Here is a 15,985-nt window from a genome sequence, read left to right as displayed (position 1 = left end):
GGGCCACGCGCGACGCTCGAAGCGACAACAGCCGCGTCCGATGAACGGGAGAAGACCGTGACACACCGAACTGTCCGGGACGTCATGACGACACCGGTCGTCACCGTCGATCTCGACACCCCGGCGAAAACGATCGCCCAGGTCCTGCAGCAGCGACGCATCAACGCGGTGCCGGTCGTCGACCGACGGCACGCGGTCGCCGGGGTCGTCTCGGAGGGCGACCTGCTGGCCAAGCTGGCCCATGCCGACGGCGAACCGGTGTCCCGGCGCCGTGGCGCGAAGGCACGGGCCTCGGTCGCCCGGGAACTCATGAGCAAACCCGCCGTCACCGTGCTGCCCGACGCGACGATCGTCGAGGCCGCCAAACTGATGGAGCGCCGCCACGTCAAGACGCTGCCGGTCGTCGACGGTGTCGGCGAGCTGGTCGGCATCGTCACCCCCGGCGACGTGGTCGCCGCGCTGCGCCGTCCGGACCAGGAGATCCACCGCGAGATTGTCCACAAGGTGTTCGGCAAGTCCGCCCCGCCCGATCTGTCTGTCGAGGTGGACGACGGTGTGGTGACCCTCCGCGGGCAGTTCGACCGGCTCAGCTCGACCGTCGTCCTGGCCGGCCTGGTCAAGCGCGTCGACGGCGTCGTCCGCATGGTGAACGAACTGACCTACCTCGTCGACGACACGATCTACACCGGAGCATGAGGAGCACGGGAGAGGCCGTGACCTCCTGGATGCCGTCGGTGTAGGTCGCCGCGATCGTCTCCTCCTTCGTGCCCTCGGGGAGCACCACCCGGCGCGCGAGCGCGCCGTACCGGAACTCCGTCCGCGTTCCTTCGGTCTTCTCCTCCTGGCGTTCGGACTTGATCGTCAGATGCCCGTCGTCGACGGTGATCTCGACGTCGTCGAGCGGATCCTGCTCTCCCCCGAGGGCGTGACCGTCGACGTCCGGGACGGGATCGTTACGCTCGCCGGCTCGTTGAGCTGGGCTTGAACGCCGGGCGACCCCGGCCGCGGCCGACGACTATGCCCATGGAGGCGGGCGTCGACCGGGCTGATCTTCGGGCGGAACGTCTGGCAGCGCCCGTGGGACGAGTCGCTCCGGTTCGCCGAGAACCTCCGCGGAATTCTCGCCAAGTACCCGAGGTAGCGGCCCGGACGAACGGGCCCGATCGAGTCGATCGGGCCCGTTCGTCAGTGTTCCCGGACAGGTGGTCCGGGTCAGCCGACCGAAACCGCGAGCACCGGGCACTGCGCGTGCCGGAGCACCGCGTCGGCGGTCGACCCGATCCGCAGGCCGGGGAAGCCGCCGGTGCCGCGGTCCCCGAGGACCAGCAGGCTCGCGCCGGCGGACGCCTCGACCAGCGCGGCGGCCGGGGCGGCCGCGCTCACCTGCCGCTCGGTCACCGAGCCCAGCCGCATGCCGGCGAAGCCGCCGCGGCCGCGGCGGCCGGGGTCAGAACCACGGCGGCCACCGCGGCCAGGACCGACACCGCGCGCCACCGCCTCATCGGTGTTTCACCCCCAGCGCGAAATACCCGGCGGGCACGGCGCCGGCCGAGTTGATCAGTGCCGACGCGGCCCACGCCCACTTCGGACCACGCACCCGGTCGGCCGGGCGGCGGCGGAGGTCGGCCAGCATCGCGACCTTGCCGAGCAGGTCGACGGCGGTGCCGACGACGACGAACCGGCGCTCGCGGGTGCTGAGGTCCCGCCAGGTGCGTCGCGAACTCCGGGGTAGCCCGAGACGCGGCTCGGCGACGACTCCCGTCATGGCCACCGGTCACCACCCAGTACCGAGAGCTCGAACACCGGATGCCGGTCGGCCTCGGCGGCGAAGTCCGCGACCGGCGCGTCCGGCGCCGCCGCGAAGTACGCCCGGGGCGGCCGGGCCAGCTGCACGTAGTGCTTGAGCACCGGACCGGCTTCGTCGGGCCGCAGCTCCCGCACCGCGCAGTCCACCTGCCGCCCGCGGCGGGACAGCGAGACGCGCCCGGCCGCCCGGGTGTTCACCACCCAGGACACCGCACCGTACGGTGCGACCAACCAGCGCCGGTCCCGCGTCTCGACCAGCGTCACCGGGGTCGTCCGCAGCTTGCCGGTCTTCCGCCCGCGGGTGGTCAGCAGGTAGGAGTGCGGCACCAGCCCGAACCGGATCAGCACCGCCATCAGCGAGTCGCCGATCCGGCGGGCCCGCGTCATCCGGAACGTCACCTGCTGCGCAGGGGTCGCCATCGTTCTCACCTCTCCTCGGTCGACGTGGACGGTTCGAACACGACGACCGCGGTCTCGGTGGGCCGCAGCGCCGCGTACGCGTCGAGGTTCCGATCGATCTCCCGCCAGCGGGCCCAGAGCCGCTCGCGCTCGGGGCCGGTGGCCGCGTGCGCGCGCACGGGGCGCTCGCCGTCGGTCAGCCGGACCACCGCGTCCGGGTGGGCCCGCACATTCAGCCACCACGCCGGCTCCCCTGCGCCCCAGCCGTTCATCGCCAGCGTCACCAGATCGGCCCCGTCCTCGTAGTACGCGAGGACGACGCTGCGCTCCTGGCCGGTGCGCCGGCCGACCGTGGTCAGCCGCAGCATCCCGTAGCGGTTCCGGCCAGGTCGGCGCAGTCCGAGCCTCCCCCCGCTCACCCGATAGAGCGCCCGGTGGGCCTTCCAGGCAAACCGGATGAACATGCGCGGGGGAAGCCACGGCGTGCGAGTGGTCTGCGGAGTGGACATGGGCCACCTCCTCGTCTCGACGGTAGGCCCGCACGTCAGCAGGCGGCAGAGTCGAACGTCCCCCGACTTTCGTCACCGCCCTTTGTCGCGGATTCGTCGCCATTGTCGCGATTCCTGGGCGGACGCTCCCGGTCCGCGGCCGACCGGACGACGATGGAGACGACGACCTCAGGAGGTGCGTCATGTCCGTACTCCTTCGCCTCGCCGCCGTGAGCGCCGCCGTGACGTTGCTGGCCGCGTGCGGCGGTTCCCAGCTGCGACCGGTGCCGGTCGTGCTGCTCGCCGACTCGACCGCCCGGCAGGTGCCGGGCGGCGAGACCTTGGTCGTCACCTGGCCGCCGGTCCCGGCCCGGTGGACGCTTCCCGACGGGACGCGACGCACCGCTGCGATCGAGGTCAAGCACGAGGCACGAGCGGGGCAGACCGTCCGGGTCTGGATGGACCGGACCTGGATGCCCCAGCGTCCGCCGCGCGGGCTCGCGGACCTGCGCCGGGACGCGGTCGACCTCGCCCTGCTGGTCGTCGTGGGCGGCGGAGCACTGCTCCATCTGCTGTACGCCGGGATCAGACGTCGGCTCGACGACCGGCGGCTGGCGAGCTGGGAACGGGAGTGGACGCTGGTCGAGCCCCGCTGGCGTAACCGGCGCCGAGCGCGCTGAGCCGCCGCCCCCAGTCGCGGGCGCGGGCGAAGTCACCCGGTGCGACCGGACCCGGCATCCGCAGCACCAGGAAGCTTCTCGGGGGTCAACGTGGCCGGCCACCGGCTGCCGACCGGCGGCATGGAGGAGGTCCTGGCCGGCCACCCGGACGTCGCCGAGTGCGCGGTGATCGGCGTGGCCCTGAGCGCACCAGCCCGCCCGGAATGCCGTCGCGGCCGGGGTCGACCAGCAGGTACGACGGTCCGGCGTCGGTCATCGACCAGCCGGAGAGCTTGCCGTAGAAGTCCGAGAGAGCGGTGGCGTCAGGAGCGCCGATCTCCCAATGCACGATCGGATGTGACATCTCGGCTCCCTCGGTCTCAGCGGTCGTCGGACAGCTCGATGACGTCGGGGGCCGCCCGGCGGGCGGTCGGCGGCCCGGCCGAGCCGCCCGGGACGCCGATCCGCAGCGCGATCATCGGGTGACCGGCTCCCCCGATGAGCTGCCGCATCGAGGCCCGGACCGCCGGTACCTCGACCACCTCGCTGAGCGGCGACGCGGCCAGACCGCGCTCGGTCAGCGTCAGCCACACGTCGGAAAGCGCCTCGCCGGCGGCGAGCCAGTCCGCGGGCCGGTCGCCGTCCGTGTGGAGGACGACGTAGACGGTGCCGGCGTGAGCGCTCTCGCCGAGCGCCATCCACGGCGTCCGGGAGAAGCCGACGTCGTCCGACCGGAGACCACGGGGGTCGTGCCGGCGCGCGGCCACGCCGTCGCCGCTGCCGCCGGGCCGATCGGTCCAGTCCGCCAGCTCGGCCGCCGTCACCGCACCGATCCGCTCCCGCAGACGGGCCTCGGACAACGACCGCGCGAACGCCGGGACCTGGCGCGGCGTCAGCACGTACAGGTGCGCGCCGTGGCGCTCCGCGGCCTCCCGCAGCGGGTCCAGGTCGGCCGTCGTCGGAGGCGTGCCGCTGAACGGCCGCCGGTCGGTCCGCCGGCTCGCCAGCGCGTCGAACGCCCGGTCGTCGATCTCACACGGTGGCCCGGTACGGAGCACCGCGACCAGGTCGGCCGGCGCGTCCGTGCCCGGCCGGTGGACGATCCCGCCGCGCCCGGACGCCCGTAGCGCGGTGAGCGCGTGGTGCAGGGCGACTCCGCAGCTCATCGTGGCCAACCGGCCGTCGGGATCCATCCCGGTGAGTTGCCGGTCCCGGTCGAGCCACAGCTCGGCCGCGTCCGCCGTGCGGCGCCACCGCCACGGCTGGGTGTTGAGGAACGACGGGGCCCGCCGGGCCACCAGCGTCGCCACCGTGAGCGGGTCCGCATCCGAGTTCGCGGTCACGGGTTGCGCCGGTGCGCTTCGCGCGTCGTCGGTCATCGCGCGCCTCCTTCGGCGGCTCGAGCTGCGGTCGTCCCCTCAGAGTCGCGCACCCCTCCGGCCGACGTCAGGGGCGAAGGTCCTGAGCGCAGGCCGCCCCCGGGCGAACACGCCGCCACCGTAGGAACGAGAACCTGACCACAACCTGACGGGACCTAAGTCCACCTCGGGCACGCCTTTCCGCCCTGCTCCGCGACTGCGCGAACGGCGAGAGTAATCCGTGTCAGCGAGAACATGACAGGTCCACCAAATGGACCGGGGACACCAGGAGGCAGGGCCATGCGCCGCCGGACTTTCGACGCCATCACCACCAGTATCGGTATCGGTCTCACGCTCGTCCTACTCGTCGCCGGCGGACTGGCACTGTGGGGCTACAACTTCGCCAACGACAACGTCCGGGACCAGCTGAGCGCGCAGCAGATCTACTTCCCGGCCAAGGGCAGCGACGCGCTGAAGCCCGCCGACATCGGCCCGTACCTGAACAAGTACGCAGGCCAGAAGCTGACCCGGGGCGACCAAGCGCAGGCCTACGCCGACCACTTCATCGCCGTCCACCTCCGGGAGGTCGCCGACGGCAAGACCTATGCCCAGGTCAGCTCGGCCGCGCAGGCCGACCCGAACAACGCGCAGCTGCAGCAGCAGGCCAATACCCTGTTCAAGGGCGAGGCGCTGCGGAGCATGCTGCTCGAGGCCTACGCGTTCTGGAAGATCGGTCAGATCGCGCTCTGGGCGGCGATCGCCGGCTTCGTCGGCGCCGCGGTGATGGCCGTGCTCAGCGCACTGGGCGCCATCCACCTCCGGCGCACCGACCCGGCCGCCGAGCTGGACACCAAGACCGCTCCCCCGGCCGCTGCGACCGAGCCGGTCATCGCCTGACGCTCCTCGCCGCTGAGAAGCCCCGCCGGTCACCGACCGGCGGGGTTTCCCGTGTCGGTCACAGCCAGAGCACTCGGTACCGCACTCCGCCGGACGACCGGCTGATGGCGGCGTTGCGCACCGTCGTGGGCCGCCTGCAGGCGGCCGGGCACGTCCTCACCACGATCAGTACCGGGCCAGTGGTCTGACCCGCGGCCGGACACGTGCTGCCGGCGGGACTTGCGCCTCTACCGGCGTCGGCCCGGCCGGAGCAACGTCGAGGACGACCTGAGGTGGCCTGGCCCGCGACCTCGGGGCCGAGCTGTACGTCGTGCACGGCGTCACCGCCGAGGACTACGGGGATCGACCCGGACACCGAGCAGTTCGAGGACGAGCGGGATCGGCACCTCGCTGCCGAGCGCGCCGAGATCGCCGCGCTGCTGGACCGCACCGTTCACCACGGGGAACCAGTCAGATGAAGAGCAACTGCGCCCCCTCGGTCAGCTCGATGAAGTCGCTCGCGCTGAGAATCCCCTCGACGTCGTCGCGGAGGTCCGCCTCGGCCAGGTGCATCACGTCCGCGGACATGCGGCACGTCCACAGGTGACCGCCGGACGCGACGATCTGGTCGACGAGTTCCGGCACCTCGGGAACCCCGATCTCGGCGATCTGCATGCGCATCTCATCTGGGTTGGGTGCGGAATCCGCTGTGCCGTCCGCTCGACCGGGTCGAGGATGCGCTTCGCGTCGGCGTCACGCTCGGGCTCGCGGCGGTGGTGTGCGTCGTGCTCGCCACCGGCTCGGCCCGATTCCACCGGGACGTCGCGCACGTCCGGCAGCAGCGCGCCGCGCTGCTCCAGGTCCCGGTCACCCTGCAGGCGGACGGGGCGCCGGGCAGCGCCGTACCGGGCACCTGGACCCTCCCCGACGGCACCGTCCGGATCGGCATGGTCCACCCCGCCGAGTGCGCCCGCGGCGGACGTCGGGTCAGGATCTGGATGGACGACGCGTACTACCCGCGGCTGGTTGCTCGCCTCCTCCGACTGACGCGATCACCGCCTGTGACGGCGGCTGCTCGACCCGCCGCCGGAGGTTGTGGAACTGACGCGTCTGCATGATCCAGTGGGCCGGCTCCAGCACCAGGAGGCTGAGGAACGGCCGCAACCACGCGGGCCGGAACTCCCAGTAGCCGCTCACCACCAGGCGGGTGCGCTCGCCGGGTAGCTCGGTCAATCGGAACCCCCAGGTGGAGTCCGTGAACGCGGCCGGCCGCTCGCCGGTCGGGTCGAACGGCCGGCCGGCGAGGTCGAGCGACATCCGCAGACCGAGGAACCTCTCGGGATCCACCACCGCGACGGTCCACCACTGACTGCCGTCCGGTTTCGCCCACAGGCGGTCGCCGACCTGGATCTCCTGCCACTCCGGGTGGATCTGATCGGTGCTGCGCCGCCCGAAGTTGTCCAGGCGATCCCAGCTGTACCAGCCGCCCCGATCGGCTCCCATCTGGACCAGCCAGGGCCAGATCTGCGCGGGAAGCGCCTCCAGCGTAACGGCCATGGTCGCCGACCGGGTGGCGCCGAGGATGACCTCGGCGCCGGGGAACAGCCCCGACACCTCGTCGGCGGTCGCGCCCCAGCGCACCATCCGCCGCCGCCCTGCCACGTACCCGGCGGCCACGGCCGCCGACAGGGCCAACCGCTTCCCTCGCATCCGACTCACCCCTCTTCCGTTGCCGGAGAGCGTTCCGATCGGGATCAGATCGCGCACGGGTGCGGCGAGGCTGATCAGGTCTTCCGACGTCAGTCGCAGGACAGTCGCGCACCGCCCTCATCCCGAGGGGAGGTCCCGGCCGCTGATCTCGTCCGCGCGGATCGCCACCCATCGGCCGTCCACCGCCACGGACGGCAGCAGGGGGTGAACTCCGCGGGCACGAGCCCGTCGCCGGCCGGGACGGCGACCCCCTTGCCGATCATTTGTCGACCTCCTTACGACTTCAGCCTCGCCCGCCCCGTGCGACCCCGGCAGGGTCGAAGGTCCCGGCCACCAGGGCCTGCTCGACCGTCTCCAACGCGGTGTCCCTCGCAGCAGTCCCGGACGTGTCGAGAGCGATCGCCTCCGGCCAGGGCTCGAACTCGGTGGCCAGCCGCGCCGCGATCTCCGGAGTGGCGTCGGACGGGTCTCCGGTCCGGCGCGCCAGCCGCGCGGCGACGGCGCCGGGCGGCGCACTGCAGCGCAATTCCACGACGAGCGAGCCCGCCGCCGCGGCGACCGACCGGGCCCGCTCCCGGGTCGCCGCGGCCGCCCAGCTCGCGTCGAGGACGACCACCTCGCCCTGCCGGAGCAGTTCGTCGGCGCGTTCGGCCAGCGCGTCGTAGACCGTGGTCGTCGTCTCCGGCCGGTACAGCCCGGTTCGCCAGGGCGCCCGGTGGTCCGCCTCCGGCGAAACACCGGCCAGCTCCTTGCGCAACCGGTCGGAGCGGAGCAGGACGGCTCCCAACGCGTCGGCCAGCGCCCCGGCGACCGTCGACTTCCCGACGCCGGGAGGGCCGCCGACCAGGACCAGCACCGGTTCGGCGGCCCGCAGGTGGCGCAGCCCGATCGCGAGCAGCTGCCGGGCCTCCTCGGCGCTCTCCGCGACGCCCTGCTGCCAGCGCAGGCACGCCACTTTCGCGCGCATGACGGCCCGGTAGGCGACGTAGTGGTGCTCCAGCGAGGGCACCCGGCGGCCACCGGCGAACTCGGCGAACCACGCCAGGAACCGTGCGCCCAGCTCGGGAGCGCCCAGCCGTTCGAAGTCCATCGCCAGGCACGCGGCGTCGTCGACGCCGTCGACGGCGCGCAGCGCGTCGTCGAACTCGAGGCAGTCCAGAGCGCGGGGGCCGTCGGCCAGGCAGAAGACGTCGTCGGCGAGCAGGTCGCCGTGACCGTCACGGATCAGTCCGGCCGCCACCCGGCCGGCCAACAGGGCACCGCGGCCGTCCAGGTACCGGAACACCCGCGCGGCTATCTCGTCGAGGACGGCCGGATCGACGACCGTGACCCGGAACGGGTCCAGTCCGGTCAGGTTGCCGGTCCAACGTCTGCGCAGCGCAGCCGCGGAACCCGCCCGGTCGATCGCGGCCGACCGGCGTGCGGTCGCGTGATGCGCCGCGAGCATCCGGGCCAGTGCGGACACCGGCCCGGTCACGTCCTGACCGGCCCGGATCAGCGTGGAGAGCCGTCGATCGGCCGGCATCCGGCGCATCGTCACGGCCCAGTCGCACGGGTATCCGTCCGGGTCGCGTATCTCCGCGACACCGAGATAGACGTCCGGGGCGAATTGTCGGTTGAGCTCGATTTCACGGCGACACGCGTGGCGCCGCGATTCGAGCGAGCGGAAGTCGACGAAGCCCAGATCCAGTGCCTTCTTGATCTTGTAAGCGCGGTCACCGACGAAGAAGACCGTGGCGCAGTGGGTCTCGGCCACGGCCGGCGGCTCCGGCACGGGAGTTGCTCGCATGAGCCCAGTAGATAGCTGTGGCACCGGCCGGCGGCACGGCCACAAGACCCCCGGGTCGGGACCTCCGCCCCGGGTCGCGGCGCCCGGCCGCCGCCGATCAGCGCGCGATGGTGTCGCGGCGCCCCGCGGCGACGATCCCGGCCGCCGCGCTGACCGCGCCCAGCGCGGCGAGGACGACCAGCGCCCACGGTCCGCGTCCGGACCCGGCGACGTCCGGTACGTGCCGGAACACGCTGAGTTCCTGAATGCTCTGGGGGACGCCGAGCAACGCACCGAGCAGGCTCAGCACCCCGCTGCCGAGTAGCGGAACCCAGGCCAGCCCGCGCAGCCGCGGCCATACCCCGACGAGCAGCGCGGTGAGCCCGGCGATCGCGACCGCCGCCGGCCACTGGCCGACGTCGTAGGCGAACGCCCGGACGGCCACGCCGGACCCGTCGATGACCAGCGGAGTGATCAGCGCCGCCAGCGCGCCGGACGCGAGCAGGATCACCGCGGCTCCCCCGGCCACCACGCCGACCTGGGCCGCCAGCGGCGCCCAGCGTTGCCTCCCCACCGTCCGCACGAGGTCGGTCAGCCCGGCCTCCTCGTCCCGCGCCGCCCGCAACACCCCCAGCACCGCGTACGCACAGACCACCAGCCCCGCCACCGTGCCCGAGTACGAGAAGTACCCGGCCACCGGATCACCGGTGCCCAGCTGCGATCCGAGAAATCCTCCGACGTCCTGGGTCTTGCTGGTCTCCAGGACACCGGACCCCATCGCCGAGAACGTCGTACCGATCGAGGCGACCCCGATCGTCCAGGCCAGCATGGATTCCCGGTGCAGGCGGGCGAGCAGCGCGGTGGTCGACCGAACGGCCAGCCTGCGGTCGCGCGGCTCCCGGCGCGGGAGCAGACCCGCCCCGAATTCCCGCCGACCGGAGAGCTCACCCCCCGCCAGGGCCAGCAGCGCCGCCAGCGGGACACACGCGGCCAGCACCCACCACCGGTCGCCGCCGAACGGCCGCACGAGCGCGCGCAACCCGAGCGGCGTGACCCGATTCAACCAGTGCAGGTCCTGCGTGTCGGCCACGGCTCGCACCAGAAAGGACGCCCCGAGCGCCGCGAACCCGTACAGTCGCGCGGCCCCGGCACCCGGCGCGACCTGGGCGAGCACCACGGTCCCGAGGGCCACCAGCAGGAACGTCGCCCCGACCAGGCACCCGAACGCGAGCGCGCCCGGCCAGGTCACGGCCTCGACGTCGCCGAGGATACCGGCGAGACCGACGACGACCGCACAGCCGGCCGCCAGCGCAGCCGACACGGCGACCAGCACGGTGACCGCACCTCGGAACGGTACGCGCGCGTCGATACCCGAAGCCCGCAGCAGCTCCATCGTCCCGTCGTCCTCCGCTGCCCGGGTGAGGGCCACCCCGGCCAGCACCGCGCCCACGCCGGCCAGGATCGTGACGATCGCGCCGACCTCCCAGGCGAACATCTGGGCCGAAGTCCCCGGATCGTGCAGGCGTCCGTACATCACGGTCGTCGCCGCGTCGTGCTGGGCGAGGTCGGTCGCCACGCGCCGCTGCCCGGGCGTCGCGTACGTCGTCTGGTAGGCGGTGACGGTCGCACCGCTCACGACGACCAGCAGCAGGGTCCAGGCAGTGAGCATCGTCCGGTGCAGACGGAACAGCAGTCCGGCGGTAGTCATCGCGCCGCGACCTCGTAGTGCCGCAGGAACAGGTCCTCCAGGCGGGCCGGCGTGCAGGTGATGTCCCGGGCATCGGCGCGGGACAGCACGCCCAGCACCGCGGGCACCCGGTTCCGCGGGACGCTCAGGCGGAGGACCTGGTCCGGAACCGGGGGCAGCTCCACCCCGGCCGCCGCCAGCTCGGCGCAGACCGCGCCGAGTTCCGCTTCCGTCAGCCGGGCGGTGATCGAGGCCGCGGCCAGGTGCCGCATGTCGGCCAGCCGACCGGACTCCACCAATCGGCCGTCCTTGATGATCGTCACGGCTTCACACAGCTGCTCGACCTCGGCCAGGATGTGGCTGGAGAGCAGCACGGTGCGGCCGTCGGCCACCGCGTCCCGGACGCACCGCTGGAAGACCTCCTCCATCAGCGGGTCGAGACCCGAGGTCGGCTCGTCCAGCACCAGCAGTTCGGTCTCGGCCGCGAACGCGGCGACCAGCAGCACCTTCTGCCGATTGCCCTTCGAATAGGTCCGGACGCGTTTGCGGGTGTCCAGCGCGAAATCGGCGGCGAGACGCCGCTCCGCGGCCGGGTCACGGGCACCGCGCAACCCGGCCAGCGCGTCCAGCACCTCCTGCCCGGTCAGTCCCGGCCACAGCGTGACCTCGCCCGGAACGTACGAGATGCGCCTGGTGACGTCGGCCGCGTGTACCGACGGGTCGAGGCCGAGCACGCTGACCCGGCCCGCCGTCGCGCGATACAGACCGAGCAGGACACGGATGGTCGTCGACTTGCCGGCCCCGTTCGGCCCGAGGAAGCCGTGCACCTCGCCGACGCGTACCCCGAGGTCCAAGCCGTCGACCGCGGCGAAGTTCCCGAACCGCTTGACCAGCCCTTCGACGGTGATCGCCGGGCCGCTCACGACCGTGCTCCGACGAGCTCGGGCGCTCCGCAGGCCACCAGCACCGGGCAGGCCGCTTCGTGCACCAGGTGGCGGACGATCCCGCCGGGACCGGCGGGTCCGACGACCACCAGCCCGGCAACCTTCGCGTCGGCCAGAATCGCCGGCACCGCGCGATCGTGGGCGTCGGTGCACCGGACGGACACCCGGGGATACTTCTCCCCCCATGATCGCAGCCGCTCGACGGTCGCCTCCGGTGTCACCCCCCGGTGCACCGGCTCGCACCGCGCGTGCACGGCGACCAGGGGCGCCACCGTGTGGGCGGCGACGTCGAACGCCAGGCTGAGCGGCGCGTCGTCCGCGTCCGAGCCGTCCAGACCGACCACCACCGGCGAAGCCGGGTTCGGCCAGCGCGCCGACCGTACGACGACGACCGGACAGCTGGCCGCTGCGAGGATGCGCTCGACCGGAACGTTCTCCCGGCCGCCCACGACGAGAATCTCCGGTCCGTGCGCGGCCTCGATCAGCGCGGCGGGCATCTCACCCTCGGCGACACAGCCGCTGACCGGCAGGCCGAGTGCGGTCGAACGGCAGAGCAGGACCGTGAGGTCGAGCAGCTCCCGTCGCCGTTCGGCGGCACCGCCGGACCGGCCGGCCGCGACGACGCGCAGGGGCAGGTGGTGGCCCCGCGCGTACTCCACTGCCCAGCCGACCGCTGCGCTCACCGGCGCCGAGTCGTCGAGGCCCACGACCACACCGGTGCGGCTCGCGAACGTGTTCATGGCTGTCTCCCTCCGTTCCCTCCCGATCGTCGGGCCCGCCCCGGCACGATCGAAGAGGCGATGGTCCCGCCGGGGCCCCCGACGGACCCGGGCCTTTGGTCTCCTTCCGCGGGCGCATCGGCCCTACCGGGGTCCTCACCCCCGCAGCACCCTGAGGAGGGAACCGTTCACCGGCGAAGGGGACCGACCATGTCCGACCGCACGCAGCACACCGGCGACGACGCCCGCGCCGAACTCGACCGACTCGCGGAGGCCACCCTCGCCGCGGTCCGGGCACCTTCCGTCCTCAACACCCAGCCCTGGCGGTGGCGATACGTCGGTCAGAGCGCCGAACTGTGGCTCGATCCGGACCGTCGCCTCGGCGCGATCGATCCGGAGGGCCGGCTCGCGCTCCTCAGCTGCGGCGCGGCGCTCGACCACGCGGTGGCCGCCCTGCACGCGGAGGGCTTCGGAGGTACCGTCCAGCGGCTGCCGGACCCGGCCCGGCCGAACCTGATCGCCCGGCTCCACCAGGGGCCGCCCCGGACCGTGGACAACTCGAACTACCACGCGATCTATCGGCGCCGCACGGATCGGCGGCCGTTCGCCGACCGGCCGCCGACCGCCGCCGACCTCGACGCGATGCGCGCCGCCGCCGAACGCCACGGCGTCCAGCTGCGCGTTCTCGAACCCGACGAGGTGCCGCCGCTCGCGGAGATCGCCGAAGCCGCCGAGATCGTCGAACACGCGGATCCCTCCTCGGCGGCCGAGTTGCGCACCTGGACGAATCGGCCGGCGGCCGAACGGGACGGGCTCCCGGCCTGGGCGACGACGTGGACGACGCCGCGGCCGGTACCGGTCCGGACGTTCGGCCATCCGTGGCAGCACCGCATGCAGCCGGGCACCGGCCGCGACCGGGGTACGGTCTACGCCGCCCTCGTGACGATGGACGACGAGCCGGCTCGCTGGCTCGCGGCGGGCGAGGCGCTCTCGGACGTCTGGCTGACGCTGACCGCACGGGGCCTCGCGGCCTCCCCGATCAGCGACGTAGTCGAGATTCCGGCGGCGCGGACGGCGCTGCGGGCTCTCCTCGAGTCGGACGGCTACCCGGCGATCGCGATGCGGATCGGTGTCGCGACCGAACCGGAAGACGCTCCGCCCAATCCGGCTCGCCGGCCCAGCAACGATGTGCTGGGTCTGCCCGGCAACCCGTGACCCACAGGGAGGGCCGAATCGGCCCTCCCTCTCGTCGCGTGCGCGCTCAGGCGTAGGTGTAACTCGTGTCGTCGTCGAGGTAGCCGAGTCGGTCGGCAGCCGCGGCCAGTCGTCGGTCTCGTCCTGATAGGTGATCTTGTGCAGCGGGTCGGTAAGGACTTCGGCCTCTGCTGCCGGACCCCCGGGGGCGCCCAGTCTGGAAGCACGAGAAAGGAGGCAAACATGTCCGAGAAGCGGAACATCACCATAGGGGTGGACGGCTCACCGGATTCGATCCGCGCACTGGACTGGGCCGCGCGGTACGCCCGAACGCACGGCGCGCCACTGGAGGTTCTCACCGCGGTGGGATGGCCCGGCGACACCGCCGTCCACGGCGGCTACCGCATCGCCGAGCTCCGGGACGCGGCGCGCGTCGACGGGCAGCACACGCTCGACCGGATGCTCGAGCGGGTCACCGCCGCGATGCCCGGCCTGCCGGTGTCGGGCCGGCTCAGCAACGAGCCCCCGGCCAAAGCGCTGCTCCACGCATCGTCGTTCAGCGGCCTCGTCATCGTCGGATGCCGCGGGCTGAACCCGGCCGCGTCGCTGGTCCTCGGATCGGTGTCCACGGTCGTCACCGCGCACGCCGAATGCCCGGTCGTCGTGGTCCGGTCCGACCGGCAACCCGGTCCGGACGCACCGGTCGTGGCCGGCCTCACCGGTACCGAGCGGGACGCGGCCACGCTCGACGCCGCCTTCGCCGAGGCCGATCTCGCCGGGGCGCCGCTGACCGTCGCCCACGCCTGGACCGACGCGACCTTGGTGGGGGTCTTCGGCGCGTCGGTGGTGCCGAGCTGGATCGAAGCCCGCGCGGAGGCCGACGCGCTCGTGCGGCGTCAACTGGCCGGCTGGCGGGAGAAGTACCCGGCTGCGACGGTGCGGACGCTGGTGCAGCGGGACGGTCCGGCCGCGATGCTGCAGGCGCTCGCCCCCGAGGCCGGCCTGGTCGTCGTCGGCTCGCGCGGGCGCGGCGGCTTCGCCGGGATGCTGCTCGGGTCGGTCGCCCGCCGGATGGTCCAGCACGCGTCCGCGCCGGTTCTGGTGGTGCGTGGCTGAGCACGACGAGGAACGGGCCCGCAGCCGTCCGGCGGCGGGCTCGTTCAGACGCTGTGCCGTCAGCGACGCTCGACGGTCAGCCAGCCGGCGTCGCGCCGTCGGTCCAGCCGGCCCGGGCCAGAGGGTAGCCGTCGCCGGTGCGAACGGTGCCGTCCACCGGGCGGCACAGCGGGTTGCGTCCGAAGACCAGGCCGCGGACCACCCGCCGGAGTCCGTCCGGGGGGCGCGGCCGGTCAGTAGAAGATTCCGCGGGGCACGTCCGTGCCGCGATTCGCGGCGTCGTCGACCCGGTACCCGAGCCGATCGTCGACACCGACGACGCCGTCGACGCGCCGCGTCAGGTCGACCGCGATCCGCACGTCGGTACGGCGTGCCAGCTCGCCGCGCAGCGTCACCACGCCGTTGGCGACCCAGGCCGTGGCGGTGCCCGGTTCCAGCAGGAGCACCCGGTCGAACACCTCGGCCTCGACCTCGCTCCGGATCTCCGCGTCCGAGCGGGCGAACACCCGCACGAGGTCCCGGCGGCTGACGATGCCGATCAGCTCGCCGGTGTCGTCGACGACCGGAAGCCGCTTCACGTGGTGCCGCTCCATCCGCCGGGCCGCCTCGACCACGGACGCACCCGGGCGGATCGTCACCGCGGGCGCCGACATCAGGGATCCCGCGGACGCGCCCTCGGCCTTCGCGCGGTCGGCCCGGTGCCGACGCAGGAACCGAGCCCACTCGTCGTGGTCGTCGTCCTGGTAGGTGATCTTGTGCAGCAGATCGGCCTCGGAGACCACGCCGACCACGCGCAACTCGTCGTCGACCACGGGCAGGGCGCTGACCCTGCCCTCGTCCAGCTGCTCGGCCACCACCTTGGCCGGTGATCCGGTGTAGACGGTGCGGACGTCGGTGGTCATGACGTCCCTGACCGTGCGGTGCGTCATCGCTGGCTCCCTGCTTCCGGCTCGAGTCCTCCACTCCGATCGTCGGCCGAAGCGGGGCGGCGCGGCAGGGCAGGAAGTCCCGGGAGCGATGGCCCGAGGTCCGCTCAGCGGTCGAGCGGCGCCGACCAGGTGAGCCGTGCATCCCGGTCACCCGGCTGCCCCCTCCGTACGATTTCCGGTCGAATCGGAGACCGGCACCGACCGCGGCCGGCGCGCGAGTTCGGCGACTGTCGTCGCCCCGGACGCCGGGACGGTGTAGGACAGACGCATGATCAGGGTGTTCCTCCTCGACGACCACGAGGTCGTCCGACGCGGCCTGACCGCCCTCCTCG

At 73.1% G+C, this 15,985-nt stretch carries 17 protein-coding genes and 1 pseudogene; 5 read left to right on the top strand and 13 right to left on the bottom strand.

The genetic code is table 11. From position 1 onward, the window contains the following. The first annotated feature begins 57 nt into the window (after positions 1 to 57). The gene (locus ACIBZJ_RS40680) at positions 58 to 696 is read left to right on the top strand and encodes a CBS domain-containing protein (RefSeq protein WP_395938987.1); all 639 of its coding nucleotides are present in this window, start codon (positions 58 to 60) and stop codon (positions 694 to 696) included. On the opposite strand, the gene ACIBZJ_RS40675 is transcribed toward ACIBZJ_RS40680, so the two are convergent. From ACIBZJ_RS40675 to ACIBZJ_RS40655, 5 genes are all read right to left on the bottom strand, one after another. After that, on the bottom strand, positions 617 to 859 hold the full coding sequence (locus ACIBZJ_RS40675) for an Hsp20/alpha crystallin family protein (protein WP_395939064.1): 243 nt from the start codon (positions 857 to 859) through the stop codon (positions 617 to 619). The two genes, ACIBZJ_RS40680 and ACIBZJ_RS40675, sit on opposite strands and share 80 nt — an antisense overlap. Positions 860 to 1,212: 353 nt before the next feature. After that, complete coding sequence (locus tag ACIBZJ_RS40670; protein WP_395938986.1) at positions 1,213 to 1,413, bottom strand: universal stress protein; 201 nt, start codon at positions 1,411 to 1,413, stop codon at positions 1,213 to 1,215. A gap of 85 nt (positions 1,414 to 1,498) precedes the next feature. Then, positions 1,499 to 1,765 carry a hypothetical protein gene (locus ACIBZJ_RS40665; RefSeq protein ID WP_395938985.1) on the bottom strand — a complete coding sequence of 89 codons (267 nt, stop codon included), beginning with the start codon at positions 1,763 to 1,765 and terminating at the stop codon, positions 1,499 to 1,501. Then, complete coding sequence (locus tag ACIBZJ_RS40660) at positions 1,762 to 2,226, bottom strand: nitroreductase family deazaflavin-dependent oxidoreductase (protein WP_395938984.1); 465 nt, start codon at positions 2,224 to 2,226, stop codon at positions 1,762 to 1,764. Before ACIBZJ_RS40660 ends, ACIBZJ_RS40665 begins: the two co-directional genes overlap by 4 nt. Before the next feature lie 5 nt (positions 2,227 to 2,231). Further along, positions 2,232 to 2,714: a nitroreductase/quinone reductase family protein gene (locus ACIBZJ_RS40655; protein WP_395938983.1), complete on the bottom strand. Its 483-nt coding sequence runs from the start codon at positions 2,712 to 2,714 to the stop codon at positions 2,232 to 2,234. Between the two features lie 182 nt (positions 2,715 to 2,896). Here ACIBZJ_RS40655 and ACIBZJ_RS40650 point away from each other — a divergent pair, with 182 nt between their 5' ends. Continuing rightward, on the top strand, positions 2,897 to 3,373 hold the full coding sequence (locus ACIBZJ_RS40650; RefSeq protein ID WP_395938982.1) for a hypothetical protein: 477 nt from the start codon (positions 2,897 to 2,899) through the stop codon (positions 3,371 to 3,373). 359 nt (positions 3,374 to 3,732) lie between these two features. Here the strand turns inward: ACIBZJ_RS40650 and ACIBZJ_RS40645 are convergent, their stop codons facing one another. Further along, positions 3,733 to 4,731 (bottom strand): Acg family FMN-binding oxidoreductase, encoded by a 999-nt coding sequence (locus tag ACIBZJ_RS40645; protein WP_395938981.1) that lies wholly within the window; start codon positions 4,729 to 4,731, stop codon positions 3,733 to 3,735. Positions 4,732 to 5,010: 279 nt separating this feature from the next. On the opposite strand from ACIBZJ_RS40645, the gene ACIBZJ_RS40640 reads away from it, so the two are divergent. Next, complete coding sequence (locus tag ACIBZJ_RS40640) at positions 5,011 to 5,607, top strand: hypothetical protein (protein WP_395938980.1); 597 nt, start codon at positions 5,011 to 5,013, stop codon at positions 5,605 to 5,607. Positions 5,608 to 6,057: 450 nt separating this feature from the next. Here ACIBZJ_RS40640 and ACIBZJ_RS40635 read toward each other — a convergent pair. The 6 genes and pseudogenes from ACIBZJ_RS40635 to ACIBZJ_RS40610 form a co-directional block, all read right to left on the bottom strand. Continuing rightward, positions 6,058 to 6,270, bottom strand: a pseudogene (locus ACIBZJ_RS40635) (DsrE/DsrF/DrsH-like family protein); the annotation flags it as partial. Between the two features lie 303 nt (positions 6,271 to 6,573). Beyond that, the gene (locus ACIBZJ_RS40630; protein WP_395938979.1) at positions 6,574 to 7,296 is read right to left on the bottom strand and encodes a hypothetical protein; all 723 of its coding nucleotides are present in this window, start codon (positions 7,294 to 7,296) and stop codon (positions 6,574 to 6,576) included. 283 nt (positions 7,297 to 7,579) lie between these two features. Beyond that, a complete protein-coding gene (locus ACIBZJ_RS40625; RefSeq protein WP_395938978.1) occupies positions 7,580 to 9,085 on the bottom strand; it encodes an AAA family ATPase in 1,506 nt (501 codons plus the stop codon). Positions 9,086 to 9,182: 97 nt separating this feature from the next. Then, positions 9,183 to 10,772, bottom strand: a complete 1,590-nt coding sequence (locus ACIBZJ_RS40620) for a hypothetical protein (protein ID WP_395938977.1) — start codon at positions 10,770 to 10,772, stop codon at positions 9,183 to 9,185. Further along, positions 10,769 to 11,674 carry an ABC transporter ATP-binding protein gene (locus ACIBZJ_RS40615; RefSeq protein WP_395938975.1) on the bottom strand — a complete coding sequence of 302 codons (906 nt, stop codon included), beginning with the start codon at positions 11,672 to 11,674 and terminating at the stop codon, positions 10,769 to 10,771. Before ACIBZJ_RS40615 ends, ACIBZJ_RS40620 begins: the two co-directional genes overlap by 4 nt. Continuing rightward, complete coding sequence (locus tag ACIBZJ_RS40610) at positions 11,671 to 12,435, bottom strand: hypothetical protein (protein ID WP_395938974.1); 765 nt, start codon at positions 12,433 to 12,435, stop codon at positions 11,671 to 11,673. Before ACIBZJ_RS40610 ends, ACIBZJ_RS40615 begins: the two co-directional genes overlap by 4 nt. Positions 12,436 to 12,624: 189 nt before the next feature. On the opposite strand from ACIBZJ_RS40610, the gene ACIBZJ_RS40605 reads away from it, so the two are divergent. Continuing rightward, positions 12,625 to 13,629, top strand: coding sequence for an Acg family FMN-binding oxidoreductase (locus tag ACIBZJ_RS40605; protein ID WP_395938973.1), 1,005 nt, complete (start codon positions 12,625 to 12,627; stop codon positions 13,627 to 13,629). A gap of 222 nt (positions 13,630 to 13,851) precedes the next feature. After that, positions 13,852 to 14,724 carry a universal stress protein gene (locus ACIBZJ_RS40600; protein WP_395938972.1) on the top strand — a complete coding sequence of 291 codons (873 nt, stop codon included), beginning with the start codon at positions 13,852 to 13,854 and terminating at the stop codon, positions 14,722 to 14,724. A gap of 233 nt (positions 14,725 to 14,957) precedes the next feature. Here the strand turns inward: ACIBZJ_RS40600 and ACIBZJ_RS40595 are convergent, their stop codons facing one another. Next, complete coding sequence (locus tag ACIBZJ_RS40595) at positions 14,958 to 15,653, bottom strand: CBS domain-containing protein (RefSeq protein ID WP_395938971.1); 696 nt, start codon at positions 15,651 to 15,653, stop codon at positions 14,958 to 14,960. Positions 15,654 to 15,985 lie beyond the last annotated feature (332 nt).

Origin of the sequence: Cryptosporangium sp. NPDC051539 (genome assembly GCF_044454545.1) — a bacterium.
Classification (GTDB): Bacteria; Actinomycetota; Actinomycetes; order Mycobacteriales; family Cryptosporangiaceae; genus Cryptosporangium.
The sequence above is the reverse complement of the archived record's forward strand: the minus strand, read 5'-3'. Positions and strand labels throughout refer to the sequence as shown.

Bases quoted from the DNA above. Each gene is read 5' to 3' on its own strand.
- ACIBZJ_RS40670 (WP_395938986.1), bottom strand. From the start codon at position 1,413: ATGCGGCTGGGCTCGGTGACCGAGCGGCAGGTGAGCGCGGCCGCCCCG.
- ACIBZJ_RS40665 (WP_395938985.1), bottom strand. From the start codon at position 1,765: ATGACGGGAGTCGTCGCCGAGCCGCGTCTCGGGCTACCCCGGAGTTCG.
- ACIBZJ_RS40660 (WP_395938984.1), bottom strand. From the start codon at position 2,226: ATGGCGACCCCTGCGCAGCAGGTGACGTTCCGGATGACGCGGGCCCGC.
- ACIBZJ_RS40655 (WP_395938983.1), bottom strand. From the start codon at position 2,714: ATGTCCACTCCGCAGACCACTCGCACGCCGTGGCTTCCCCCGCGCATG.
- ACIBZJ_RS40650 (WP_395938982.1), top strand. From the start codon at position 2,897: ATGTCCGTACTCCTTCGCCTCGCCGCCGTGAGCGCCGCCGTGACGTTG.
- ACIBZJ_RS40645 (WP_395938981.1), bottom strand. From the start codon at position 4,731: ATGACCGACGACGCGCGAAGCGCACCGGCGCAACCCGTGACCGCGAAC.
- ACIBZJ_RS40640 (WP_395938980.1), top strand. From the start codon at position 5,011: ATGCGCCGCCGGACTTTCGACGCCATCACCACCAGTATCGGTATCGGT.
- ACIBZJ_RS40630 (WP_395938979.1), bottom strand. From the start codon at position 7,296: ATGCGAGGGAAGCGGTTGGCCCTGTCGGCGGCCGTGGCCGCCGGGTAC.
- ACIBZJ_RS40625 (WP_395938978.1), bottom strand. From the start codon at position 9,085: ATGCGAGCAACTCCCGTGCCGGAGCCGCCGGCCGTGGCCGAGACCCAC.
- ACIBZJ_RS40620 (WP_395938977.1), bottom strand. From the start codon at position 10,772: ATGACTACCGCCGGACTGCTGTTCCGTCTGCACCGGACGATGCTCACT.
- ACIBZJ_RS40610 (WP_395938974.1), bottom strand. From the start codon at position 12,435: ATGAACACGTTCGCGAGCCGCACCGGTGTGGTCGTGGGCCTCGACGAC.
- ACIBZJ_RS40605 (WP_395938973.1), top strand. From the start codon at position 12,625: ATGTCCGACCGCACGCAGCACACCGGCGACGACGCCCGCGCCGAACTC.
- ACIBZJ_RS40600 (WP_395938972.1), top strand. From the start codon at position 13,852: ATGTCCGAGAAGCGGAACATCACCATAGGGGTGGACGGCTCACCGGAT.
- ACIBZJ_RS40595 (WP_395938971.1), bottom strand. From the start codon at position 15,653: ATGACGCACCGCACGGTCAGGGACGTCATGACCACCGACGTCCGCACC.